Raw genomic sequence first — 23,994 nt, forward strand, 5'->3', positions numbered from 1 at the left:
CGAGAGGTCGCCATGGAAAAGCTGATCCTTCTGTTCTACCTGTTGTTGTCGCTGACCGGCTGCGAGCCGACACGCAACGTCGTCACGCACGAAGCGGTCAACGGCATCGACCTGATCTACAGCAAGATCCAGATCACGGGCGCGCTGGCCACGTTGCGCTGCCTGCGCAGCGAGAGCGGCGAATGCCACTACACCGTGCTGTCCGGCTCGTGCGGCACCCGGCAGCTCAACTGCAAGCCGCCCATCACCGTGTTCTCCATGCGCGAGGGCGACACGCTCCTGCTTACGCGCCTGCCCGAAGACTTCACCAGTTGCGTCACCACCACGTCGGTCGCCCCGGATGACTGCGCCCGGCAGCTCGCCAGCGCGACTCCCGCCGCGCCCTGAACACGCCCTACAATCGGGCGCATCGACGGCGGGGAGTACGCGATGCGCTGGACACGTGGCAAGACCTGGGCGGGACTTCTGGCGGCACTGGCCATCACCAGCGCCAATGCGGCGACCGCCGTACCAACCAAGGGCGACACGCTGCTGTTACCCGATCGCGTATGGACGGCCGATGGCGACGCCGCGCACGCCGGCTGGGCGGTGCTGGTGCATGACGGCGCCATCGCCGCGGTGGGACCCGTCGACACCCTCAAGGCGCCAGCGGATGCGCAGCGCATCGCCCTGCCCGGCGCCACGCTCACGCCCGGCCTGATCGACCTGCATTCCCATGTGTTCCTGCATCCCTACAACGAAACGCTGTGGAACGACCAGGTACTGAAGGAGCCGCAGGATTACCGCACGCTGGAGGCCGCCGCCCATGCGCGCGCCACCCTGCTCGCCGGCTTCACCACGCTGCGCGACCTGGGCACCGAAGGAGCGGGCTTTGCGGATGTGTCGGTCAAGCGCGCCATCGACGAAGGCATGATTCCCGGGCCGCGCATGTTCGTCGCCACCCGCGCCATCGTGGCGACGGCCAGCTATGGTCCCGGGCCACGTGGATTCCGCCCTGACATCGACCTGCCCGGCGGCGCGCAGGAAATCAGCGGCGTGGACGAAGCCGTCCGCGCCACGCGCGAACAGGCCGGGCACGGCGCGGACTGGATCAAACTGTACGCCGACTATCGCGTAGGCGTGGACGGCAGCACGCAACCCACGCTGTCGCTGGCGGAAATGAAGGCCATCGTGGATACCGCGCATCTTTCGGGCCGCCCTGTCGCGGCGCATGCCTCCAGCGACGAAGGCGTACGCCTCGCGGTGGAGGCCGGCGTGGACAGCATCGAGCACGGCTACGGCGCGAGCGAGGCGACCTTCCGCCTGCTCAAGCAACACGGCACGGCGTATGAGCCCACGCTCACCGCCGTGGAATCCACGGCGCAATACTTCGAGCACTACGTGCCCGGCCAGAGCGAACCCACCGCGCGCATGAAGGAGGCCGAACGCGCCTTCCGCACCGCGCTCAAGCTTGGCGTACTCATCGGCAACGGCAGCGACGTGGGCGTGTTCACGCATGGCGACAACTGGCGCGAACCGGCCAATATGGTGCGCGATGGCATGACGCCACCGCAGGCCTTGCACGCCGCCACCAACGTCGCCGCGCGCATCCTGCGCCAGCAAGGCACATTCGGCCGCATCGCTCCCGGCCTGCGCGCGGATCTCGCGGCGTTCACGGGCGATCCCAGCGCGCACATCGACGATCTTCAGCATCCCGTCTTCGTGATGAAGGACGGCACCATCTACCGCACGCCAGCGACCACGCCATGACCGATATCCGCATCCGCCCCATCGAAGCACGCGACAACGCCGCCGTCGCCGGCATCATCCGCGCAGTCATGCCCGAGTTCGGCGCCGATGGTCCCGGCTTCGCCATCCACGATGCGGAAGTGGATGCCATGTACGAGGCCTACACGCGTCCACGCAGCGCGTACTTCGTGGTGGAGCGCGACGGCAAGGTGATCGGCGGCGGTGGCATCGCGCCGCTGGAAGGCGGCGACGCCGACGTATGCGAGCTGCGCAAGATGTATTTCCTGCCCGAAGCGCGCGGCGTCGGCGCGGGCAGCGCGATGATGCTGCGTTGCCTGGACGCGGCCCGCGCGCACGGCTTCCGACGCTGCTATCTGGAAACGCTCACCGGCATGGACGCAGCCAAGGCGCTTTATCTGCGCCATGGTTTTCGCGCCATCGCCTCGCCCATGGGCGGCACCGGGCATTTCAGCTGCGATCGGTTCTATCTGCGCGAAATTTAGGAATGCTCTCATCCCTTCGCCGAAGTGTGGCATCTGCTCCTGCAAGCTCGTAGGGTGTGCGGGCACTGACGCCGCGCATGGCGGCCATGGCGCACGGACATCAGGGGCGAGGCGCTTCAACCCGCCCGGGATGCATATCCCGTCGTCGTCAGTGCAGCACGCATCGGAGGGCCCACGGAATGAGCGCCCTCGCAGTGAACCGATCAGAGTACGTCCAGGAAAACCACCATGGCCCGTGACCACCGCGTTGGCACCTACATCAAGGAAGCACAGCCGTTCGCCCAACCCATCCTCGAACACCTGCGGGATCTGATTCACGAGGTCTGCCCCCAGGTTGAAGAGGACGTCAAATGGAGCATGCCCTTCTTCAACTACAAGGGTGCGCCCATCTGCTCGATGGCGGCATTCAAGCAGCACTGCTCGCTGGGCTTCTGGCGCTACAAGGACATCGTCGGCGCCAAGAACGACAACGGCATGGGCCAGTTCGGCAAGCTGACCTCGCTCAAGGACCTGCCGCCCAGCGACGTGCTCGTGGCCTATATCCAGAAGGCGATGGCGCTCAACGAGACGGGTGCGAAGTCCCGGCGCGCCCGGGCCGCGGCCAGGCCCGCGCCGCCGCTGCCCGATGACCTGGCGGCACAGTTCGCGAAAGAGGAACACGCCGCCGCCCGCAAGACCTACGAGGCCTTTCCGCCCGGCGCGCGACGCGAATACGTGGAGTGGATCAACGGGGCAAAGACCGACGCCACGCGCCAGAAGCGCATCGCCACTACACTGCAGTGGCTGGCCGAAGGTAAACGGCGCAACTGGAAATACGAGTAATGCTGAAAGCCCCCCGGCTCCATTTCGGAATCGATGACCCGGACGCTCCCGACGTCTCGCCATTGATCCGGGAGCTGGACGGCTATCTGGCGGAGCTTTACCCCACCGGCAACATACGGCCGGTGACGGCGCAGGAACTGAAGCAAGCCAATGTCACCTTTCTCACCGCGCGTGTCGACGGCACGCCGGTGGCCTGCGGCGCCATCGTGCGGCACGGCGACTACGCGGAAGTGAAGCGCATGTACGTGCTGCCAGCCTGCCGCGGGCTCGACCTGGGCAAGCAGCTCCTGGATGCTCTGGAAACGGAGATCGCGCGCACCGGTGGCAAGGTGGTTCGCCTGGAAACCGGCACCGCGCAGGCGGAAGCGCTGGAACTCTATGGGCACGCTGGTTATCGTCGCTGTCCACCGTTTGGTGAACATCGCGCCAACCCGCGCAGCATCTGCATGGAGAAAGCCCTCGCATGATCCGCATTGCCCATGGCGACGACGCCACTGCCGTGCACGACATCTACACGCCGTCGGTACTGCGCGGCGTGGAAACGTTCGAAACGGAACTGCCCGGCGTCGACGCCATGCGCGAACGCATCCTCGCGCGCCTGCGCCACTACCCGTGGATCGTGTGGGAGGAAGGTGGCCGCGTGCTCGCCTATGCCTATGCCAGCCGCTTCCGCGAACGCGCGGCGTATGACTGGATCGCCGAGACGTCCATCTACGTCCACGCGGACGCCCGCCGGCGCGGCATCGCCCGTCGCCTCTACGCCACCTTGCTCGACGCCATGCGCCTGCAGGGCATCAACCAGGCGGTCGGCGTGATCACCCTGCCCGGCCAGGGCAGCGTCGCCATGCACGAGGCCATGGGCTTTGCGCCCGCCGGCGTATGGCGCGGCGCGGGCTACAAGCTCGATGCCTGGTGGGACGTGGGCGTGTGGCAACTCGAACTGCAGGCGCCACAGAACCCGCCCCGCCGCGTGGTGCCGTTCGCGGAACTGCGCGAGACGCCGGACTGGGCCGCCCTGCTGCAGCGCGCCAACGCCTGACACCCTCCCGGCGCCCGCGCGGGCCCGGCCCCTCCTCGGCTACCATTGGCGTTTTGGCATTACCGAGGACGTTCCATGCAGCTCAACCAGGTCAAGGCGATCATCACCGGCGGCGCCTCCGGTCTCGGCCACGCGGTGGCCCAGTACCTTGTCGCCAACGGCGGCAAGGTGGCCCTGCTCGACGTGAACGAAGAAAAGGGCCAGGAAGCCGCCAAGGTGCTGAACGGCCATTTCTACCGCACCGACGTCACCTCCGAGGAAGGCGTGTCGGCCAACGTCGCCGCCGCCAGCGCCGCGATGGGCGGACTGAACGTGGTGGTGAACTGCGCCGGCATCCTGGGCGCGGGCCGCATGCTCGGCAAGGAAGGCCCGATGCCGCTCAACACCTTTGCCACCACGGTGATGGTGAACCTGGTGGGCAGCTTCAACGTCGCCAAGGCCGGCGCCGCCCTGATGCAGAACAACGAGACGGGCGAAGACGGCGAGCGCGGCGTGATCATCAACACCGCCTCCGTGGCCGCCTACGAAGGCCAGATCGGCCAGGCCGCCTACTCCGCGTCCAAGGGCGGCGTGGTCGGCATGACGCTGCCGATGGCGCGCGAGCTGTCGCGCTTCGGCATCCGCGTGGCGACCATCGCGCCGGGCATCTTCTGGACCCCGATGGTGGACGGCATGCCGCCGCAGGTGCAGGAATCGCTGTCGGCCTCCATCCCCTTCCCCTCGCGACTGGGCAAGCCGGACGAGTTCGCCAGCACGGTGGGCTTCATCCTGGGCAACCGCTACATCAACGGCGAAACCATCCGCCTCGACGGCGCGGTTCGTCTGGCTCCGAAGTAATCAGGGAATAGGGAATCGGGAATGGGGAATAGCAAAAGCCCCGCCCGCGTCTCGCTCCCTGCTCTTACTATTCCCTATTCACCATTCTCTATTCCCTCCAAAACATGAAAGCTTCCGACGTCAAGAAAGGCAACGTGGTCGAACACGATGGCACCGTCTACCAGGTGCGCGACATCGAGCGCAGCGCGCCCACCGCGCGTGGCGGTAACGTCACCTTCCGCTTCACCATGTATTCCATCCCCGGTGGCCGCAAGTTCGACCTGAGCCTGCGCGCCGACGACGATCTCAAGGAAATGGACCTGGTCCGCCGCGAGGCGAACTTCTCGTACATGGACGGCGAGGTCTTCGTGTTCATGGACAAGGAGGACTACACCCAGTACCTGCTCTCGCCGGAACTGGTGGGCGACAACGCGGGCTACGTGGTCGAGGACGTCGAGGGCTACTACGTGCAGCTCATCGACGACGCGCCGGTGGGCCTGCAGGTGCCGACCAGCGTCACGCTGACCGTGGTCGACACCGCGCCGGAACTGAAGGGCGCCAGCGCCACCAAGCGCACCAAGCCGGCCAAGCTCAACACCGGCATCGAAATCCAGGTGCCCGAATACATCACCAACGAAGAGAAGGTGTGGGTGAACACGCTGACGGGCGAGTTCGCCGGACGGGCTTGAGGGCAGGAACGAGGGGAGAGGAGTGAGAAGTGAGAGAAAGCCCGCCAGCGCGATGCTCCTCTCTCGCTCCTCACTACTCTTCACTCACTTCTCGCTCTTCTTGACGCCACGGCGGCGCTGCGGCACGTTCGCCACTTCCCTGTCAGGAAGCCATGCCGTGTCGCGCTCCCTTGCCCCGCATGTCCGCTGGTTTTCCCTCCGCCGCTGGCTGATGTCGCTGTGCCTGGCGGTCACGCTTTCGGCGTGTGCACCGGCGCCGGTGCGCAACCCCATCGCGCAATGGGTGCCCTCGCCCAACTTCGACGCGCGCCGCCCGGTGCTGATCGTCATCCATTTCACCAACGAGCAATCCGCCTCGCAGGCGCTGCATACGCTGCGTACGGCCAATAGCGGCGGCCCGGTGAGTGCGCACTATCTGGTCGGCAACGACGGCCGCATCTACCAACTGGTGGCCGACAGCGAACGCGCATGGCATGCGGGCGCCGGCCATTGGGGCACGATCACCGATGTGAACTCGGGCTCCATCGGCATCGAGCTGGACAACGACGGCGACTCGCCCTTCACCCAGGTGCAGATCGACAGCCTGCTGCGCCTGCTGGCCGACCTCACCGATCGCCTGCGCATTCCGCGCACGCAGATCATCGGCCACGAAGACCTCGCGCCGGGGCGCAAGGACGATCCGGGCCCGCGCTTTCCCTGGCAGCAGCTGGCGCAGGCCGGCTTCGGCCTGTGGCCGCAGGGGCCCTTGGTCGATCCGCCGCTCGGCTTCGATCCGTGGGCGGCGCTGGGCCTGATCGGCTATCCGCTGGATAACCGCGCCGCCACGGTGCATTCCTTCCATCACCACTTCCGTGGCATGGACGCCAGCGTCAGCGGCGACACGCTGGACGCGCAGGACCTGCGCATCCTGTACGCGCTGTCGCGGCAGCTCGGTGCCGGCAACGGCACACTCGTCGCACCATCGGGCTGACGGCCCGTCGATCCGTCGCGTTTGCTTCAGGCTGGTTGAGGCAAAATCCCTCGCGTCACCAAGGAGCTTTGCCGCGTCATGTCTTCGACGGGTTATTCGCTGCGCGCCACGGTCGTCGACAGCCTGCTCACCGCCAAGCGCCCGGACGTGCCGGTGCGCGTGGTCGTGCGCAATACCGCCGCGGTCATCCTGCCGCTGGCGATCGGCATTGCCACGGGGCATCCAGGGATCGGGCTGGGCATCGGCGCCGGCGCGCTCGACACCATGTTCTCGGATCAACCGGGCCCGTATCGCCAGCGCATGACGCGCCTGCTGCTGGCCTCGCTCGCCGCCGGCCTGGCCGCGCTGATCGGCTTTCTCACCGGCGACCAGTTGATTCCCATCCTGATCGCCACCGCCGCCTTCGGCTTCTTCGGCGGCCTGCTGGTGGTGTTCGGCGCGGACATGGCCCGCGTGGGCATGACCAGCATGATCCTGCTCGTGGTCACCGCCGCCACGCCACGGCCCTTCGCGGAGGCCCTGGGTGCGTCGGCGTTGATCTTCGCCGGTGGCCTGCTGCTTACGCTGTTCTCCGTCGCCGCGTGGCCATTGCAGCGCTATCGCCCCGAGCGGCATGCGCTGGCGGACGTGTATCGCGGCCTCGCCTCGCTCGCGCGCCAGCAGGAGCACGACGATGCCGACGTGCCCGCGCTCACCGACGCCATGACCACGCTGCAGCACACCCTGCTGGGCCGCCACCACGCGCGCGGTCGCGCCATGGAAGCCTTCGGCGTGCTGCTGGAGCTGGCCGAACGCATCCGCCTGGAACTCGTGGCGATGGCGGAACTGCGCGCCAACCCGACCATCCACGCCATGTTCCGTGGCGACGCCGCGCGCGTGCTGGCGGCCATCGCCGATGCGCTGGAAGCGGCCGAATCGCCGCAGCAGGCGGAGCACGCGCTGCAGACCCTGCAGGCCAGCGAGAACGCCTTGCTCGGCGATGGCGGCAAGGCGGACGGCCTGGCGACGCACATCCACGCGCTGTCGGGCCAGCTGGCCGCCGCGGTGCGCAACGCGAACTGGGCCGGCAGCCGCGGCGAACTGCGCGCCGCCGCCGCGGAAACGCCCTTGCCCGCCGCCCTGCGCAGCAGCTCGGCGCGCGCCACCCTGCGCGCCAATCTGACGCCGCATTCGGTGGCCTTTCGCCATGCCGTGCGCACCGCCATCACCTTGTCGGCCACGCTGCTGGTGTCGCGCGAACTCGGCCTGCCCCACGGTTACTGGCTGCCGATGACGGCGGCGATCGTGCTGCGCCCCGATTTCGCCGCCACCTTCAACTTCGGCCTGCTGCGCGTGGTCGGCACGGTGCTTGGCCTGGTGCTGACCACGGCGCTGCTGCATTTCACCCCGCACGAAGCCTGGGCGCACCTGGCCCTGATGGCCGTGCTGTGCATGGGCTTTCGCTACCTGGCCACCGCGCACTACGGCGTGGCGGTGGCGGCGCTGACCGGCACGGTGGTGATCCTGTTGTCGTTCGAGGGCGTGAACTCCAGCGACGCCGTGATGGATCGCGTGATCAACACCGCGCTGGGCAGCGGCATCGCCCTGCTCGCCTACGTGCTATGGCCCACCTGGGAGCGCGCACGCGCACGCGCCGCGCTGTCGGACATGCTCGACGCCTATGCCGACTACCTCAACGCGCTCGCCCGCCCGGAGCGCCGCGACGGCCGCCGCGAGGCGCGCACGGCGGCACGCACCGCGCGCAGCAACGCGCAGGCCTCGCTGGACCGCATGCGCGCCGAGCCCGGTACGCCCGTGCAGCTGCTGGAACTGGCCAATGCGCTGTTCGCCAACGGCAACCGCCTAGCGCGCACGGCGATGACGCTGGAAGCGCTGATCGACGATCACCCCAGCCTGCCGGAAACGGCGGAAATGTGCTCCTTCGTCGATCACGCCGCCGGCGCGCTGCACGCCATCGCCAACGCCTTGCGCGCCCACCGCGCGCCCGAGCAGTTGCCCGACCTGCGCGGACTGCAACGCACCTTCGCCGCCCTGCTCACCATGGCCGAGGACCGCCAGGCCGCCGAACTGCTCACGCGCATCAGCGACCGGCTGGTGGACAACGTGAACACGCTGGCGCACATCACGGGGCGTAGTCCCAACAAGTCCACGGCGACGGTGTAGGGACCTGTTCAAGAACTCGCGCTGGCGTCCAATGTCCTCACCGTCATTCCGGCGCAGGCCGGAATCCAGTAGCGGAAGCGCCCGGTTTTCGCCGTGACGTCAAAACCTTTTGCCTTTCTGCGAAAACCGTACTGTAAGGCCACTGGATTCCGGCCTGCGCCGGAATGACGGTGAGGGGAATGAATTTCACGGAGATCGTGAAATGGCCGGTGGAACCCGTAAAACCTCAGGCCCCGACACGCCGCCTCACGGCGTCGATATCACGCACCGGCCGCACCTCGATACGCCCGGTGCGTGCCCACGGAAATTCCGAGGCGATGCGCACGGCCTCGTCCATGTCCGCCGCCTCGATCAGGTTGAAGCCGCCGAGGTATTCCTTGGCTTCGGCGAACGGGCCGTCCATCACGCTCATCTTGTTGTCGCGCACGCGCAGCGACTTGGCCTGGTTCGGCCCTTCGAGCTGCATGGAGTCGAGCAGGTGGCCCTCAGCGCGCAGTTCGTCGGCATGCACGAAGCAGCCGTGCATCATCTTGTCGAACTCGCCTGCCGGCAGGGCGTCGAGCAGGGCGTCGTCGTTGTAGATCATCACCAGGAACTTCATGTTGCCTCCCGTGGCAAGCAAGTGCGATCGCGACCGACATCATGACGGCAGAAGCTTGCGGTTGCATGTGCGTAACGGCGGGTATTCATTCCACGGCCATGCCCCGGCAATCTCGCCGCCCCTGAGCGGAGCAATCCCGGCACCAAGCCAGCCCCGCCCGCTTACGCTGCACCGCGCCGAGACGGCGCCCCGGCCGTGGCATACACTCGGGAACATGCTCAAGATCGATACGCACGCCCACATCCTGCCCCGCGACTGGCCGAACCTGGCCGCCAAGTACGGGGACGATCGCTTCCCCGTGATGATCCACAACGACGGGCGCCATCGCATCTACAAGGACGGCAAGTTTTTCCGCGAGGTGTGGGAGTCCGCCTTCGATCCACAGCAGCGCATCGACGATTACGCGCGGTTCGGGGTGAGCGTGCAGGTGGTCTCCACCGTACCGGTGCTGTTCTCCTACTGGGCGCCGGGCTACCAGGCGCTGGAGCTGCATCGCCACCTGAACGACGACATGGCGCGGATCTGCAACGACCATCCGCGCCACTACGCCGGTATCGGCACCGTGCCGCTGCAATCGCCGGAGCTGGCCATACGCGAGCTGGAGCGCTGCATCGACGAGCTCGGCCTGCAGGGCGTGCAGGTGGGCTCGCACTGCAACGAGTGGAACCTCGACGCGCCGGAGCTGTTCCCCTTCTTCGAGGCCGCGGCCGATCTCGGCGCCGCGATCATGGTGCATCCCTGGGACATGATGGGCGCCGCCAGCATGCCCAAGTACTGGCTGCCGTGGCTGGTGGGCATGCCCGCCGAGCAGTCGCGCGCAGGCTGCTGCCTGGTGTTCGGCGGCGTGCTCGAACGCCTGCCCAAGCTGCGCGTGATGCTGGCCCACGGCGGCGGCAGCTTCCCCTGGTCCATCGGCCGCATCGAGCACGGCTTTCGCATGCGCCCGGACCTGGTCGCCACGGACAACCCGCGCAACCCGCGCGAATACCTCAAGCGGCTGTATTTCGACTCGTGCGTGCACGACCCGCAGGCCTTGCGCTATCTCCTGGATGTGACCGGGGTCGAGCGCGTGATGCTGGGGACCGATTATCCTTTCCCGCTGGGGGAACAGCATCCGGGCAGCGGCATCGAGTCACTCGGGCTCGACCAGGCCGCCCGCGCGCAGCTCTTCCACGGCACCGCCCTGGAATGGCTGGGGCTGCCGCTACAGCGTTTCCAACCTCACACCCTCTCACAGGAAAAGGCATGAGCTTCTTCCGCAATACGGTAATCGCCGGCGCCCTCGTGCTCAGCGGAGCCGCGCAGGCCGGCGACGTCAGCATGGCCGGCGGCAGCGTCACCTTCCGCACGCCGGACCAGTGGGTAGACATCCTGGAAACCGACAGCGACCCCGAGGCACGCGTCTTCCAGGTGCCCGACCCCTCGCCCAACGGCAGCAACAGCCTTGCCCGCATTTCCGTCACGGTAAAGCAGGTCGGCAACAGCAGCGAGTTCCAGCAGTACGTGGCCAGCGCCATGAGCAAGGCCAAAGCGCTCACCGGCTACCAGGCCGCCAGCGGCGGCGCGGCGGACAACTTCGTCTACACCGCGCAGGAAAACGGCGCGCAGTACAGCTACAGCGAACGCTACTGGCTCAAGAACAACCACGCCATCCAGCTGCGTTGCGTGCGTCCCAGCCAGGCCGGCGCGGCGTGGCAGTCGGCGTTCGACAAGGGTTGCAACGACATCGCCGCGTCCCTGAAGTAAGCCGTTCCTTCGCGTCGTGCCGCCGTCGGCACGACGCTTCCGCAAGAGACTCCCCGATGTCCGCTCCCTACGAAGCCACCCTTGCCTGGGCGCAGGCCCAGGATGCCGCCGACCCGCTGCGCGGCTTTCGCGACGAATTCCTGATTCCTCCGCACGAGGGCCGCGACAGCCACTATTTCTGCGGCAACTCGCTGGGCCTGCAGCCGCGTGCCGTGCGCGACGCGCTGGGTGCGGAACTGGACGACTGGTCGAACCTCGCGGTGGAAGGCCACTTCAAGGGCCGCCTGCCGTGGATGGACTACCACGAGTTCGTGCGCGACGACCTCGCCGCCGTGGTGGGCGCGCAGCCGTCCGAAGTGGTGGCGATGAACACGCTGGGCGTGAACCTGCATCTGATGATGGTGAGCTTTTATCGCCCCACGCCGGAGCGCCACGCCATCCTGATCGAGGCGGGCTCGTTTCCCACCGACCGTTATGCGGTGGAATCGCAGGTGCGCTTCCACGGCTACGACCCGGCCACGTCGCTGATCGAACTGCAGGGCGACGAAGCGAACGGCACGATTTCCATGGATGCCATCGAGCGCGTGCTGGCCGAGCACGGTTCGCGCATCGCGCTGGTGATGCTGCCCGGCGTGCAGTACCGCACGGGCCAGGCGTTCGATCTCGCGGCCATCACGCGACTGGCCAGTCGCCACGGTTGCATGGTCGGCTTCGACCTGGCGCACGCGGTGGGCAATCTGCCGCTGCAATTGCACGATGTCGGCTGCGACTTCGCCATCTGGTGCAGCTACAAATACCTCAACAGTGGCCCCGGCGCCGTCGGCGGCGCCTTCGTGCACGAGCGCCACGCGCGCACCACGCTGCCGCGCTTCGCCGGCTGGTGGGGGCACGACAAGACCACGCGTTTCCAGATGGGACCGCAGTTCGTGCCCACCTACGGCGCGGACGGCTGGCAGCTGAGCAACCCGCCCATCCTCGCGCTGGCGCCGCTGCGCGTGTCGCTGGAGATGTTCGTGCGCGCCGGCATGTCCAACCTGCGCGAGAAATCACTACGCCTTACCGGCTATCTGGAATGGCTGGTGCAGACGCAGCTGGGCGACGTGCTGGAGGTGGTGACGCCAAGCGACCCGCAACGCCGCGGCTCGCAGCTTTCCATCCGCGTGCAGGGTGGCCGCGCGCGTGGCCGTTCGCTGTTCGAGTATCTGATGGAGCACGGCATCGTCGGTGACTGGCGCGAACCGGACGTGATCCGCATTTCACCCACGCCGCTCTACAACCGCTTTGCCGATTGCGTGGCGTTTGCCGAAGCCACGCGACGCTGGGTGCAGCGGGGATAATTACGCGGCGCGCCGCGCCAGCGCGTCGCCGACGAAAGCCAGCGCGCACAGCCCAAGGCCGACGACGCACACGCCTGTCCATCCCGCCAAGGCCCACGCACTGCCGGCCACCACGGCGCCCGCGCCGCCGCCGATGAAGAACACGCCGACGAACAAGCCATTCAAGCGGCTGCGCGCGGCCGGATCGAGCATGTTGATGGCGCGCCGGCCCAAGGTCTGATCGCCGATGGCGCCAGCATCCAGCACGATGGCCGCCACCACCATCAGGCCCAGCGCCAGCGACGGATGGCCGGCAACATCCAGCCCGAACCAGCCCGCTCCCGCCACGCCCGCCAGCACAAAGCCAGCCGTCGCCACCACGTGGGCAATCGGCATGCCCACCACGCTGTAGCCGCGATCGCCCGCCTTGCCCGCCAATGGCGCGACCACCGTGCCGGCGACTCCCGCCAGCGCGAACCAGGCAAGCCCGCGGCTGTCCAGCAGGAACGGCGCCTGCACCAGGCGCAATGCAATGCCCGTCCAGAAGGCGCTGAACGCTGCCATGACGACGGCCGCCGATACCGCATACCGCCGCAACACTCGCTCATCGCGCCACAGCGACCACAGCGACGCGATCAACGCGCGATACGAGGCATGCACCGGCGGCTGTCGCGTGGGCAGCGCAAACCACAGCGCCACGGCGAGCAGCACGTCGAAGAGGGCCAGCAAGCCGTAGCAGGCGCGCCATCCCCACGTGCCTTCGACCAGGCTCGCGAACGGCCGCGACAGCAGGATGCCAAGCATCACGCCGCTCATCACATTGCCCACAGCGCTGCCGCGATGCTCCGGCCGGGCCATGGCCGCCGCCAGCGGCACAAGGATCTGGATGGCGCATGAGGTCGTGCCCGCCACGCACACCGCGAGCAGCAGCCACCACGCCTGCTGCGCCACGGCGGCGGTGCCCAGCGCCAGCGCACAGGCCACCAGCGTGATCGTGGTCAGGCGGCGATTCTCGAACAGGTCCGCCAGCGGCACGAGGAACAACATGCCCACCGCGTAACCGAGCTGCGGAAGCATGGCCACTAGGCCGGTCAGCGACGCCGGCAAGTGCACGGCTCGCGCCACGGGACCCGCCAAGGGCTGCGCCGCCGTGAGGTTGATGATGATCACGCCCACCGCAAAGGCGAACAGCAGCGTCAGCGGCGTGGTGAGTTCCGCCGGCGCGTCATCCGCGGCGACTTCGATACGGCGATGGGAGCGATATTCCATGAGCTGGGGCCTTGCCATTCGACAGGCCTTGGATGCTAAATACGCCCACGACATAACAACAGTGAATAATATTCATAACTTTCATGCGTACTTCGCATGATGTGATGAAGCCATCCGCATGAACACGCGAGACGTCAAAGCCTTCATGGCCGTGGTCGACACGGGCTCCATCGTGCAGGCCGCCGCCCTGTTGCACCTCACCCAGCCGGGCGTGACACGTCGCGTGCAAAGCCTGGAAGCCCTGCTGGGCATTGAGCTGCTGGATCGCCAGTCCAAGCCGCTGCGCCCCACCGCGGCAGGGCGCGAGATCTACCAGAAAGGGCGGGATCTGCTGCATGCGGAAGCGAGCCTGCTCGCGCTCGCCCGCGCCGACACGGAGCCCACCGGCGAGTTCCGGCTGGGCGTGCCGCCCTATCTCGCCGAGCGCGCGCTCGCGGCGCCGGTCGATCAGCTGCGCGCCCGCTTCCCCGGCCTTACCTTGCGCATCCAGGCCGCCTGGTCGCCCGGGCTGGTGGAGCAGGTCGAGCAAGGGCTGCTGGATGTCTCCGCCGTCCTGCTGTCGGAAAGCTCGCCACCGCCGCAGGGCATGATCACGCACGCCTTCGACCGCCAGCCGATACGCATCGTGGCGGCGCCTTCGCTGGGTTTGCGCGGCCGCGTGTCGCTCAAGGATCTGTCCGCGTTTCCGTGGGTGCTCAGCCAGAACGGATGCGGCATGCGTTCCACGCTTCGGCGCGCGATGGAAGAGCGCGGCCTGCCCTGCAACGTCGGCATCGAAGCATTCGGCGCGGACCTGCAGCTGTCGCTGGTGGCGCGTGGCGCGGGCATCGGCATCGTCACGCCGGACCTGCTGGCGGCCAGTCCTTACCGCAAGCAGGTCCGCGTGCTCACCATCACCGACTTCCAATTGGACATGGTCGCCTGGCTGATCCACCGCGCCCTGCCGCCGCGTCTCGATGCACCGGTGGCGGTGCTGCTGGAACAGCTCAAGCTGATCACTTCGCAACGGCCACCGTCGCGCCGAGCCAGCGATACGGGCTGAGCATCAACCGACGCGGCTCTCCGGATGCCGCACCTGCCCTTCCCCGCGCACCACGAAACGCTCGATGGTCAGCGACTCCGCGCCCATCGGGCCGTAGGCATGCAGGCGCGTGGTCGAGATGCCGATCTCCGCACCCAGCCCCAGCTGCCCACCGTCGGAGAAGCGCGAGGACGCATTGACCATCACCACTGCGGAGCGCAGTGACTGCACGAATCGCCGTGCCGCCGCGTCGTCGGTGGTGGCAATGACTTCGGTGTGGTCCGAGCCGTAACGGCGGATATGGGCGATCGCCTCGTCCAGGCTGTCCACCACCCGCACGGCGATCACCAGGTCGAGAAATTCGGCGGCGTAATCGTCATCCGTGGCGACGCTGGCATCGGGCACGAGCGCGCGCGTGACATTGTCGCCTTTCAGCACCACACCGCGTTCACCCAGCGCGGCGGCGGCGCGCGGCAGGAAATCCTGCGCCACATCGCGATGGACCAGCAGGGTTTCCAGCGCATTGCAGACGCCCGGCCGCGATGTCTTGCCGTCGACCAGCAGGTTCAAGGCGAGCGCGAGGTCGGCGGACGCATCGACGTATAGATGGCACACGCCCTTGTAATGCTTGATCACCGGTACGCGCGCATGCTCGGTGACGAAGCGGATCAGCCCCTCGCCGCCACGTGGAATGGCGAGGTCCACGATGTCGCTCAGCTGCAGCAGTTCGATCATGGTCTCGCGGCGAAGATCCTCCACCAGCGTCACGGCCGCTTCGGGCAGGCCGTGCGCGCGCAAGGCTTCGTGCAGGGCTGCGGCAATCGCCCGATTGGAATGGATGGCCTCGGAACCTCCGCGCAGGATCACCGCATTGCCGGCCATCAGGCACAGCGCGGCCGCATCGGCGGTCACGTTGGGACGCGCTTCGTAGATCATCGCCACCACGCCCAGCGGAATGCGCACGCGCTCCACCACGACGCCATTGGATAGCGTGTCACGGCGCGTGATGTTGCCCACCGGATCGGGTAGCGAGGCAACGTCGCGCAGCGCCTGAACGATGCCGGCCACGCGTGCCGCGTCCAGGCGCAGACGGTCGAGCATCGCACCCTGCACGCCCTTCTCGGCGGCCGACCGCACATCCTCCGCATTCGCCTGAAGGACAGCGTCCGTTCGGCGCGACAAGGCATCCGCCATATCGTTCAACAGCGCCCGCTTCGCCGCGGTATCGAGCATCGCCAACCGTGGCGCCGCATCGCGGCAGGCCAGCGCCAGTGAACGGATGTCGCTCATGCGTCGATGTCTCCGATGGTTTCGATCTCGGCCAGCGGAGCAAGGTCGTCGCGATGGACGATCTCCGCGCCATAGCTGTAGCCCAGCACGGCGTCGATGTCGCGGCTGTGCCTCCCGGCCACGCGCTTCACCTCGGCCGCGCCGTACTGGCACAGCCCGCGTGCCACCGCATGACCGGCGGCGTCGACGATCTCCACCAGGTCGCCGCGATGGAATTCGCCTGCCGCCTCCAGCACGCCACCCGGCAACAGCGAAGCGCGACCGCTCGCCAGCGCTCTGGCTGCACCCTCATCGACGCGAATACGCCCCGGCGCCGCCGGTGCGTGGCGCAGCCAGTACTTGCGCGCCTGCATGCGGCTGCGGCCGGCCTCGAAATACGTGCCCTGCAGCCGATCGTGCGCCAGCGCGGCGACGGCAGCATCGTTCCTGCCACTGAACAGCGCGGTGGGAACGCCAGCCGCCGCGGCCTTGGCGGCGGCTTCCAGCTTGGTGCGCATGCCGCCCGTGCCCACGGCGCTGCCGCTGCCGCCCGCCATCGCGAGGATGTCCGGCGTCAGCGACGCGACCCGCGCCAATGGCACGGCCATGGGATCGCGGCGCGGATCGGCCGTGTACAGCGCATCGATATCCGAGGCGATCAGCAACAGGTCGGCATCCACCAGCGCCGCCACGATGGCGGCGAGGTTGTCGTTGTCGCCCAACTTCAACTCATCGACGGCAACGGTATCGTTCTCGTTCACCACCGGCAGGACATCGAGCGCCAGCAGTTCGCGCAAGGTGGTGCGCGCATTGAGATAGCGGCGCCGGTTGCGCAGGTCGTCATGCGTCAACAGCACCTGCGCGACAGGGCATGGGCTCAAGGACTGCCACAACGCGATCATCGGGGCCTGCCCCAGCGCGGCCAGGGCCTGTTTCGCGGCGAGGTCGCCGCCGCTGGGCGCATGCGCGCGCAACTGCGCGCGGCCCGCCGCCACCGCCCCGGAAGACACCAGCACCACTTGCCGGCCCGCGGCACGGCTCGCCTGGATAAAGGCCGCGAGAGCCGCGGCATAGCGTGGCGTGAGGCCGCCGCCATCGGCCGCCAGCAGGTTGCTGCCCACCTTGAGCACGGCCCGCCGCCACGCGGGTAACGCCTGTACGGGCATGGCCTGTTCGTGCTGCGCGCCGCTCATGCCTCGGCCTCCACGGGAGCATCGATACGGTCGCCGTGGCTGCGGGGCGACGACACCACCAGCATCCGTAATTCCGCCCCGCTGTCATTGCGAGCCTGGTGGGCAGCGCCCGGCGGCACGTGCAGGCCGTGTTCCGCTGCGAGGCGATGGCGCTGGCCGTCCAGTTCCAACGTCAGTTCGCCCTGCAGCACATAGAAGAACTGCCGCGAACGCGCGTGCCGGTGGCGCGCCTCCCATGTGCCGGGAGGCATGCGCTCCTCGATCACGCTAAGGTCATCGCCGGCCAGCAGATGCCAGCCGTCGCAACCTTGCCCCCAGCGGTAGTGTTCGGCATTCCCCGTACTGACGGTCCCCATGCCGATTCTCCGTTTAGCCGTCCAGACGGCTGAGTCTATCGCGCAAGGCATCCAGGCGCAGGTCGTGGCCCGAACCGGGCGACACGCGGGCCGCCAGGCTGGCTTCGGGCGTACGCCCCTCGCCGGCCGAGGCCGCCGCGTCCGCCGCCGCACGATAGGCGTCACGGAACGGCACGCCCGCCGCCGCCTGCTCGATGGCCACGTCGGTGGCATACATGGCCGGCTCGATGGCGGCGCGCATGGCCGGTTCGTTCCATTCCATGCGGGCCAGCAGGTCGGGCACCAGTTCCAGCGCGGCCAGGCCGTGACGGCAACCGTGGAACAGCGAGCCCTTGGAGAACTGCAGGTCGCGCTGGTAGCCGGAGGGCAGCGACAGCAGCTGCTCGATCTCGGTGCGGGCCGCCGCCACGCTGGCGTAGCTGGCGCGCAGCAGTTCCACCACGTCCGGGTTGCGCTTGTTCGGCATGATCGAGCTGCCTGTGGTGTATTCGGACGGCAGCTTCACGAAATTGAATTCCGCCGTGGTGAACAGCGAGAGATCCCACGCCAGGCGGCGCACGTCGAGCAAGGCACCGGCAATGGCTTCGAGCACGGCCATCTCGAACTTGCCGCGCGAAAGCTGCGCGTAGATCGGCGACACCTGCATGCGGGCGAAGCCCAGCGCCTGCGTGGTGTGCTCGCGGTCCAGCTTGAGGTTCACGCCGTAGCCTGCGGCGGTGCCCAGCGGATTGGCATCGATCAGCAGCGCGGTCTGCTGCGCACGCAGGGCGTTGTCGATAAAGCCTTCCGCAAAGCCCGCGAACCACATGCCGGTCGACGACACCACGGCGCGCTGCAGATGGGTGTAGCCCGGCAGCGGAATCGCCGGCTGGGCGGCACGGTCGAGGCAGACCTTCGCGATGGCACGGCAATGCTGCTCCAGTTCGGCCAGTTTTTCCTTCAGCCACAGGCGCGTCGCGACCAGGATCTGATCGTTGCGGCTGCGCCCGGTGTGAACACGGCGACCGGCATCGCCCAGGCGCTCGGTCAGGCGCGCCTCGATGGCCGAATGTCCGTCTTCATAGCGGTCGTCCAGCACGAAGTGGCCGGCGCGGAAATCCTCCGCCAGCACGTCCAGCTCGCGCTTGAGCGCTGCCGCCTCATCGGCGCTCACCACGCCGATATTGGCCAGGCCTTCGACATGCGCCTTGCTCGCGGTGATGTCGTGCAGGAAGAACTCGCGGTCCAGCAGCACGTCGTCGCCGGCGAGAAACGCCATGATGCGCGCGTCGATCTTGATGTTGGATTTCTGCCAGAGGGGTTGCGTCATAAAAAATCCTTGGAAACGAGGAATGAGAAGTGAGAAACGAGAGAAAGCCAGGGCTGCAGCACCTCTCTCTACTCACTCCTCTTAACTCACTTCTCGCTCTTGAATGGGGATCGCCGTGTACTCGTCCACGCCCATGGCGCGGTTGATGTTCTGCATGGCCTGGGTCGCCGCGCCCTTCAACAGGTTGTCCAGCGTCGCCACCACCACCACGCGCTTGCCGTCGTTGGACACGGCAAAACCACCGATGTCCACGTGGTGCTTGTGCGCGATGTGGCTGACCCAGGGCGCTTCGTCCACCACATGCACCAGCTTCTCGCCTTCATACGCGGCCTTGAAGCGATTGACGATGTCCTCGCGCTTCACCTGGCGGGCCAGATAGAGATTGGTGGTGACGGTAAGGCCACGGAAATGCGGCGCCACGTGCGGCATGAATTCCACCGGCACGTTGAGGTGACGGCTCGCTTCCTTCTCGTGCATGTGGCCGGTCAGCGAGTACGGCATGAGGTTGTCGCGCAGCTTCTCCGGGTCGTTCTTGTCCGACGGCGTGGTGCCGGCGCCCGAGTAGCCCGACACGCCGAAGCTCACCGGCGGCGCCGCCAGCAAGTCCTTCAGCGGCGCGATGGAAAGCTGGATCGCCGTGGCGTAGCAGCCGGGATTGCTGATGCGCTTCTCGCCGCGCCAGCGATCACGCGTCAGTTCCGGCAAGCCGTAGTACCACTTCTCGTTGAAGCGGTAGTCGGCCGACAGATCCACGATCAGCGTATCGGGCTTCGCCTTGTCGATGGCCTCGACGAACGGCGCCGCCTTGCCGTTGGGCAGGGCGAGCACCACGACGTCCGCGCCCTGCGCGGCCACCGCGTCGGCATCGAGGTTGACGTAGCGCAGATCGCCGGAGAAACCGGCCACGTGGTCAGCTACGCGCTGGCCGTCCAGTTCGCGCGAAGAAACGAACGCCAGTTCCAGCGCGGGATGCGCCGCCACCAGGCGGATGAGTTCGGCGCCGGTGTGGCCGCGTGCGCCGACGATACCGATGCGATGCTTGGTTCCACTCATGATTCAGTCCACCAGGGTCGGCTGGCGCTGGGCGCAATGCGCGACGCAGCGGGCGATCGTGTCAAAGTCCTCGATGCCGTACCAGAACACTTTCCAGCGCGGCTGCTTGAGGCAACCATCCGATTCGGCGTAGTAGAAGTGATTGACCGTGTTGCCGTGGCGCGAGCGCCAGAACAGCTGCGGATTCTCCTCGCGCATCACCTGCCACACGGCGCGGCCCAGGCCTTCGCCCTGCGCATCATCAAGCACGGCGAACTTATCCAGGTACGGCAGGCCGTCTTCCAGAGTGAGGATCATCGCCGTGCGGTAGTTCTCGCTCACGTAGATGCGGAAGGGCTTGGTGCGTTCGAAGTAATCCGGCACCAGCGCGCGGCCGAAGCTCGATTCGACCAGCTCGCGCATGCGCGCCAGGTCGATGCCTTCCCACGACTCGAAGCGCTTCACCTTTTCGCCGCGACGCACCAGCGTGCCCGAGCCCTTGTGCGTGAACAGCTCCTTGGCCAGCTCCGAGGGCTTGGTGATGGATACCGACGAGGTCAGCGGCAGGTCGTTCAGCAGATCGGCGATCTGCTCGATCTTCAGACGCATGCCGCCGTTGATCCAAGGCTGCGACATCAGGTGTTCGAACTCGGTGCTCAGGTTGATCGAGTCGATGATGTTGCCCTTGTCGTCCAGCAGGCCGCCGGTGCCCGTAAGGAAAACGATCTTGTACGGCTGCAGCACGCGCACCAGTTCGTTGGCGGCGAAATCCGCGTTGACGTTGAGGATCTGGCCCTCCTCCGTCTCGCCCAGGCTGGCGATGACCGGGATGGAACCGGCACGCAGGCTGGCCTCGATCGGCGCAAGGTTGATGCTGCTCACCTTGCCCACCAGGCCGTAGGTATCGCGATCCAGATAGCTTGCGGTGAACACGCCCGACAGCACCGAGGTGGCGCGCGTATCCATGGTCTGCAGCGCCTCGACCAGGCGCAGGTTCTGGTCCTGGAACACTTTGCGCACGATGGCGAGCGCCTTGGGCGTGGTCACGCGCAGGCCGTTCACCGTGTGCTTCTCGATGCCGGCGGCGGAAAGCTCTTCGTCCAGCTGCGGGCCCGCGCCATGCAGCACGATGGGCGTCAGGCCCACCTGCTGCAGGAAGGTCAACGAGGACGTGAGCGCCGGCAGGTCGTCGCGCAGCACCGCGCCGCCAACCTTCACCACGGCGAAGCGCTTGGCGTCGAGCTGCGAGAAGCGCTTGAGGTATTGCTGGATCTCCTTCGCGCTGCCCATGCTCGAAAGCAGGCGGACGATGGTTTTCCGGGTGTGCTTGTGGGCTTCCACAGTGGTTTAACTCTTATCGATGAGGCGGTAGATGGTGTCGGCGTAGTGCTTGAGCTGGTCCAGCGAGACCCACTCGTCGGCGGTGTGCGCCTGGGCGATGTCGCCGGGGCCGTAGACGAAGCTGATGTAGCCGGCGGCGGAGAACAGCGCCGCTTCCGTCCAGAAGTCCACGGCATTGCCGATGGGGATGTTCAGCTCGTCGGCCAGGTCGCGCGCGGCCAGTCGGCGCGCTTCCGCCGTGGCCGTGTCGCCGGCCGGCAGCGAATCGCCGCGGAACAGTTCCTCGAACGACACCGGCTGCGGCTCGACCAGCGTGCGGAACGTCTCCAGCAGCTGATCCGGCGCCATGGTCGGCAGTGGACGGAAACCGAAACGCACGTCCGCCGACGGAGCGATCATGTTGGCCTTGATGCCGCCATCGACGCGGCCGATGTTGAAGCGCAGGCCGGTCAGCCCGCCGAAGCGTTCGTGCGCCTGCTTCTCCACGTAGTCGAGCGCGGCGGCGCCCCAGCGCACCGCCTGGTGCACGGCGCTGTCGCTGGGTTTCTGCTCGCCCGAGGCGTGGCCTGCGCTGCCCTTGAAGCGCATGTGCACCGAATGGATGCCACGATGCGCCAGCACCGCCTCGCCCTTGGTGGGCTCGGCCACGATGACGGCGTCGTAGGCGGGCTTGTCCTTGAGGAAGCCGGCGATGCAACGCGGATCGTTCGCTTCCTCGTCGGTGGACAGCAGCAGCGCCATGTCGCCCTGGGTCACGTTGGCGACGGCGACGAGTGCGGCGGCTGCGCCCTTGATGTCGCACGCGCCGAGGCCGATGGCGCGGTCTTCGGTCACGCGCAGCTCATGCGGATTGGCCGTCCAGTGCGGCGAATCCGGTACGGTGTCCAGGTGCACGTTGAACAGCAACCGGGGCGTGCCACGCACGGCGTACAGCGTCACGGCGCCGGCGCCGTAATCGGTCACGGTGACGTCGAAGCCCGGCAGGTTGTCCCGCAGGTAATCGAAGATGCCGCCGGGGCCGATCTCGCGCGGCGGATTGCGCGTGTCGTAGCTGACCAACGCGCGAAGATGTCGAAGGGTGTCGTCCAGTAGTGCGCTCATGAAGTCCGTCGTTGTCGATGCGTCGCCGTGCCCGTCAGGAACGGGCCGCTTGATAGATTCCAGGCCGATAGATTTCCATCAGCGTGTCGGGGCGCGAAGGCGCGGTAAAACCGTGCCGGGCGTAGAGCTCGTGCGCGTCGAAGGTGGCGAGCGTGAAGCGGCGCAAACCCTGCAGGTCAGTGTGCGCCATCACCGCCTCCACCATCTGCTTGCCGTAGGCCTTGCCGCGATGCTCGGGCAGCACGAACACGTCCACCAGGTTGGCGAAGGTCGCGTAGTCGGAAATGACCCGAGCAAACGCCACCTGGCTGCCGTTGACGTAACCGCCGAAGCACAGCGAATGTTCAATCGAACGGCGCACCGTCGACAGCGGGATGCCCTGCGCCCAGGTCGACCCGGTCGAAAGGAATCCATGGATCAGCGCGAGATCGAGCTGACCCTTGTCGGTGGAGATACGCAGTTTGCCATCCATCACGCTGTGCCCCAGGCCTTGGCTTAGCCGCGGTTGACTTCCGCCCACAGCGTGCTGCTCATGCCGAACAGCTTGATGAAGCCTTCGGCCTCTTCCACGCCCCAGTCCGCCGACTGCGCGTAGGTCGCGCCCTTGGCGTTGAGGATGTGCGGCGAGCGCACTTCCACCGCCGTCACCTGCGCGCCGGAGGTTTCCAGCACCACTTCGCCGTTGACCTGGCTCTGGCTGGAGGCAAGGTAGGCTTCCAGGTCGGTCTTGATCGGGTCGTGGAAGAAGCCCTCGTACACCACTTCCACCCACTTGCGCGCCACTTCCGGCTTGAAGCGGTTCTGCTGCTTGGTCAGCACGGCCTCTTCCAGCGCGCGATGCGCGGCGAGCAGCGAGATCAGGCCCGGCGCTTCGTACACGATGCGGCCCTTGAGGCCGATGGTGGTGTCGCCGGTGTACATGCCACGGCCCACGCCATACGGCGCGAACAGTTCATTGAGCTTGGCCAGCAGCTTGGCTCCCGGCAGCTTCTCGCCATTGAGCGACACGGCCTCACCCTTCTCGAAGCCCAGGGTGACGGTGAGCTTTTCGGACGGCCATTCGGCGCGCGGCTTGCACCAGCCGCGGGCGCCCTCGCCCGGGGTCTTCCAATGATCGATCTCGCCGCCGGACAGCGTCACGCCCAGCAGGTTCTCGTTGATGGTGTAGCTCTTCTGCTTGGCGCGAACCTCGAAGCCGCGTTCTTCCAGATACGCCTGCTCGTAGGCGCGGGTCTGGGTGTGCTCCTTCTGAATCTCGCGGATCGGCGCCACGATCTGGTAGTCGCCCAGCGCCTTCACGGCCAGGTCGAAACGCACCTGGTCGTTGCCCATGCCGGTGCAGCCGTGCGCGATGGCCTTGGTGCCCAGCTCCTTGGCGCGGGCGATGGCCGCGTCCACGATCAGGTAGCGGTCGGACACCAGCAGCGGGTACTGGCCCTGGTAGGCCTCGCCGGCCTGCACGAAGGGCTTCACGAAGCCGTTCCAGATCGCCGGGCCGCCGTCCACGGTGACGTGGCTCGCCACGCCCAGCTCCTTGGCGCGCTGCTCGATATAGGCGCGTTCCTCGGCATCCACGCCGCCGGTGTCGGCGAACACGGTGTGCACGGCCCAGCCGCGCTCCTTGAGGTAAGGCACGCAGAAGCTGGTGTCGAGGCCACCGGAGAAGGCGAGAACGATGTCTTTGCTCATGACTTGCGGATCCTGGAATGG

General features: G+C 67.2%; 25 protein-coding genes. 14 read left to right on the forward strand and 11 right to left on the reverse strand.

What is annotated here, in order from left to right; all coding sequences use genetic code 11:
* Positions 1 to 12 precede the first annotated feature (12 nt).
* The 10 genes from BDW41_RS15665 to BDW41_RS15710 all read left to right on the forward strand — a co-directional run bounded on the left by BDW41_RS15665 (position 13) and on the right by BDW41_RS15710 (position 8,730).
* A complete protein-coding gene (locus BDW41_RS15665; RefSeq protein ID WP_074549967.1) occupies positions 13 to 387 on the forward strand; it encodes a hypothetical protein in 375 nt (124 codons plus the stop codon).
* Between the two features lie 42 nt (positions 388 to 429).
* Positions 430 to 1,749, forward strand: coding sequence for an amidohydrolase family protein (locus tag BDW41_RS15670; RefSeq protein WP_074549969.1), 1,320 nt, complete (start codon positions 430 to 432; stop codon positions 1,747 to 1,749).
* Positions 1,746 to 2,231, forward strand: coding sequence for a GNAT family N-acetyltransferase (locus tag BDW41_RS15675; protein ID WP_074549971.1), 486 nt, complete (start codon positions 1,746 to 1,748; stop codon positions 2,229 to 2,231). Before BDW41_RS15670 ends, BDW41_RS15675 begins: the two co-directional genes overlap by 4 nt.
* 228 nt (positions 2,232 to 2,459) lie before the next feature.
* A complete protein-coding gene (locus tag BDW41_RS15680) occupies positions 2,460 to 3,053 on the forward strand; it encodes a YdeI/OmpD-associated family protein (protein ID WP_074549973.1) in 594 nt (197 codons plus the stop codon).
* Positions 3,053 to 3,520 carry a GNAT family N-acetyltransferase gene (locus tag BDW41_RS15685; protein ID WP_074549975.1) on the forward strand — a complete coding sequence of 156 codons (468 nt, stop codon included), beginning with the start codon at positions 3,053 to 3,055 and terminating at the stop codon, positions 3,518 to 3,520. Before BDW41_RS15680 ends, BDW41_RS15685 begins: the two co-directional genes overlap by 1 nt.
* Positions 3,517 to 4,092: a GNAT family N-acetyltransferase gene (locus tag BDW41_RS15690; RefSeq protein WP_074549977.1), complete on the forward strand. Its 576-nt coding sequence runs from the start codon at positions 3,517 to 3,519 to the stop codon at positions 4,090 to 4,092. Before BDW41_RS15685 ends, BDW41_RS15690 begins: the two co-directional genes overlap by 4 nt.
* Positions 4,093 to 4,167: 75 nt before the next feature.
* The gene (locus tag BDW41_RS15695; RefSeq protein WP_074549979.1) at positions 4,168 to 4,929 is read left to right on the forward strand and encodes an SDR family NAD(P)-dependent oxidoreductase; all 762 of its coding nucleotides are present in this window, start codon (positions 4,168 to 4,170) and stop codon (positions 4,927 to 4,929) included.
* A 104-nt stretch (positions 4,930 to 5,033) separates the two neighbouring features.
* The gene (gene yeiP / locus BDW41_RS15700) at positions 5,034 to 5,597 is read left to right on the forward strand and encodes an elongation factor P-like protein YeiP (RefSeq protein WP_074549981.1); all 564 of its coding nucleotides are present in this window, start codon (positions 5,034 to 5,036) and stop codon (positions 5,595 to 5,597) included.
* A 211-nt stretch (positions 5,598 to 5,808) separates the two neighbouring features.
* Entirely contained in the window at positions 5,809 to 6,567 is a 759-nt protein-coding gene (locus BDW41_RS15705; protein WP_074550078.1) for an N-acetylmuramoyl-L-alanine amidase, read from the forward strand.
* Positions 6,568 to 6,645: 78 nt separating this feature from the next.
* A complete protein-coding gene (locus tag BDW41_RS15710; protein ID WP_074549982.1) occupies positions 6,646 to 8,730 on the forward strand; it encodes an FUSC family protein in 2,085 nt (694 codons plus the stop codon).
* A 226-nt stretch (positions 8,731 to 8,956) separates the two neighbouring features.
* Here BDW41_RS15710 and BDW41_RS15715 read toward each other — a convergent pair whose 3' ends face one another.
* Entirely contained in the window at positions 8,957 to 9,331 is a 375-nt protein-coding gene (locus tag BDW41_RS15715; protein ID WP_074549983.1) for a YciI family protein, read from the reverse strand.
* 214 nt (positions 9,332 to 9,545) lie between these two features.
* Here BDW41_RS15715 and BDW41_RS15720 point away from each other — a divergent pair, with 214 nt between their 5' ends.
* The 3 genes from BDW41_RS15720 to kynU are packed head-to-tail and all read left to right on the forward strand — an operon-like array spanning position 9,546 to position 12,414.
* Positions 9,546 to 10,580: an amidohydrolase family protein gene (locus tag BDW41_RS15720; protein ID WP_074549984.1), complete on the forward strand. Its 1,035-nt coding sequence runs from the start codon at positions 9,546 to 9,548 to the stop codon at positions 10,578 to 10,580.
* A complete protein-coding gene (locus BDW41_RS15725; RefSeq protein WP_074549985.1) occupies positions 10,577 to 11,077 on the forward strand; it encodes a hypothetical protein in 501 nt (166 codons plus the stop codon). Before BDW41_RS15720 ends, BDW41_RS15725 begins: the two co-directional genes overlap by 4 nt.
* Before the next feature lie 56 nt (positions 11,078 to 11,133).
* Positions 11,134 to 12,414, forward strand: a complete 1,281-nt coding sequence (gene kynU / locus BDW41_RS15730) for a kynureninase (protein ID WP_074549986.1) — start codon at positions 11,134 to 11,136, stop codon at positions 12,412 to 12,414.
* Here kynU and BDW41_RS15735 read toward each other — a convergent pair whose 3' ends face one another.
* A complete protein-coding gene (locus BDW41_RS15735; RefSeq protein ID WP_083337703.1) occupies positions 12,415 to 13,662 on the reverse strand; it encodes an MFS transporter in 1,248 nt (415 codons plus the stop codon). It abuts the gene before it with no gap.
* A 118-nt stretch (positions 13,663 to 13,780) separates the two neighbouring features.
* Here BDW41_RS15735 and BDW41_RS15740 point away from each other — a divergent pair, with 118 nt between their 5' ends.
* Positions 13,781 to 14,704, forward strand: a complete 924-nt coding sequence (locus BDW41_RS15740; RefSeq protein ID WP_074549988.1) for a LysR family transcriptional regulator — start codon at positions 13,781 to 13,783, stop codon at positions 14,702 to 14,704.
* Positions 14,705 to 14,707: 3 nt separating this feature from the next.
* Here BDW41_RS15740 and BDW41_RS15745 read toward each other — a convergent pair whose 3' ends face one another.
* From BDW41_RS15745 to BDW41_RS15785, 9 genes are all read right to left on the reverse strand, one after another.
* Complete coding sequence (locus BDW41_RS15745; protein ID WP_074549989.1) at positions 14,708 to 15,973, reverse strand: glutamate-5-semialdehyde dehydrogenase; 1,266 nt, start codon at positions 15,971 to 15,973, stop codon at positions 14,708 to 14,710.
* Positions 15,970 to 17,145: a glutamate 5-kinase gene (proB, locus tag BDW41_RS15750; RefSeq protein WP_074549990.1), complete on the reverse strand. Its 1,176-nt coding sequence runs from the start codon at positions 17,143 to 17,145 to the stop codon at positions 15,970 to 15,972. Before proB ends, BDW41_RS15745 begins: the two co-directional genes overlap by 4 nt.
* Positions 17,142 to 17,501, reverse strand: a complete 360-nt coding sequence (locus BDW41_RS15755) for a cupin domain-containing protein (RefSeq protein ID WP_074549992.1) — start codon at positions 17,499 to 17,501, stop codon at positions 17,142 to 17,144. Before BDW41_RS15755 ends, proB begins: the two co-directional genes overlap by 4 nt.
* Positions 17,502 to 17,514: 13 nt before the next feature.
* Positions 17,515 to 18,810 carry an argininosuccinate lyase gene (gene argH / locus BDW41_RS15760; protein ID WP_074549994.1) on the reverse strand — a complete coding sequence of 432 codons (1,296 nt, stop codon included), beginning with the start codon at positions 18,808 to 18,810 and terminating at the stop codon, positions 17,515 to 17,517.
* 81 nt (positions 18,811 to 18,891) lie between these two features.
* Positions 18,892 to 19,863, reverse strand: coding sequence for an N-acetyl-gamma-glutamyl-phosphate reductase (argC, locus tag BDW41_RS15765; protein WP_074549996.1), 972 nt, complete (start codon positions 19,861 to 19,863; stop codon positions 18,892 to 18,894).
* 3 nt (positions 19,864 to 19,866) lie between these two features.
* Entirely contained in the window at positions 19,867 to 21,183 is a 1,317-nt protein-coding gene (locus BDW41_RS15770) for an acetylglutamate kinase (RefSeq protein WP_074549998.1), read from the reverse strand.
* Positions 21,184 to 21,189: 6 nt separating this feature from the next.
* Entirely contained in the window at positions 21,190 to 22,284 is a 1,095-nt protein-coding gene (locus BDW41_RS15775) for an acetylornithine deacetylase (RefSeq protein ID WP_074550000.1), read from the reverse strand.
* 34 nt (positions 22,285 to 22,318) lie between these two features.
* Positions 22,319 to 22,756, reverse strand: a complete 438-nt coding sequence (locus BDW41_RS15780) for a GNAT family N-acetyltransferase (RefSeq protein ID WP_074550002.1) — start codon at positions 22,754 to 22,756, stop codon at positions 22,319 to 22,321.
* Positions 22,757 to 22,779: 23 nt separating this feature from the next.
* Positions 22,780 to 23,973: an argininosuccinate synthase gene (locus BDW41_RS15785; protein ID WP_074550004.1), complete on the reverse strand. Its 1,194-nt coding sequence runs from the start codon at positions 23,971 to 23,973 to the stop codon at positions 22,780 to 22,782.
* Positions 23,974 to 23,994 lie beyond the last annotated feature (21 nt).

The organism is Dyella sp. AtDHG13 (genome assembly GCF_003201105.1).
GTDB classification, from domain to species: Bacteria; Pseudomonadota; Gammaproteobacteria; order Xanthomonadales; family Rhodanobacteraceae; genus Dyella; species Dyella jiangningensis_B.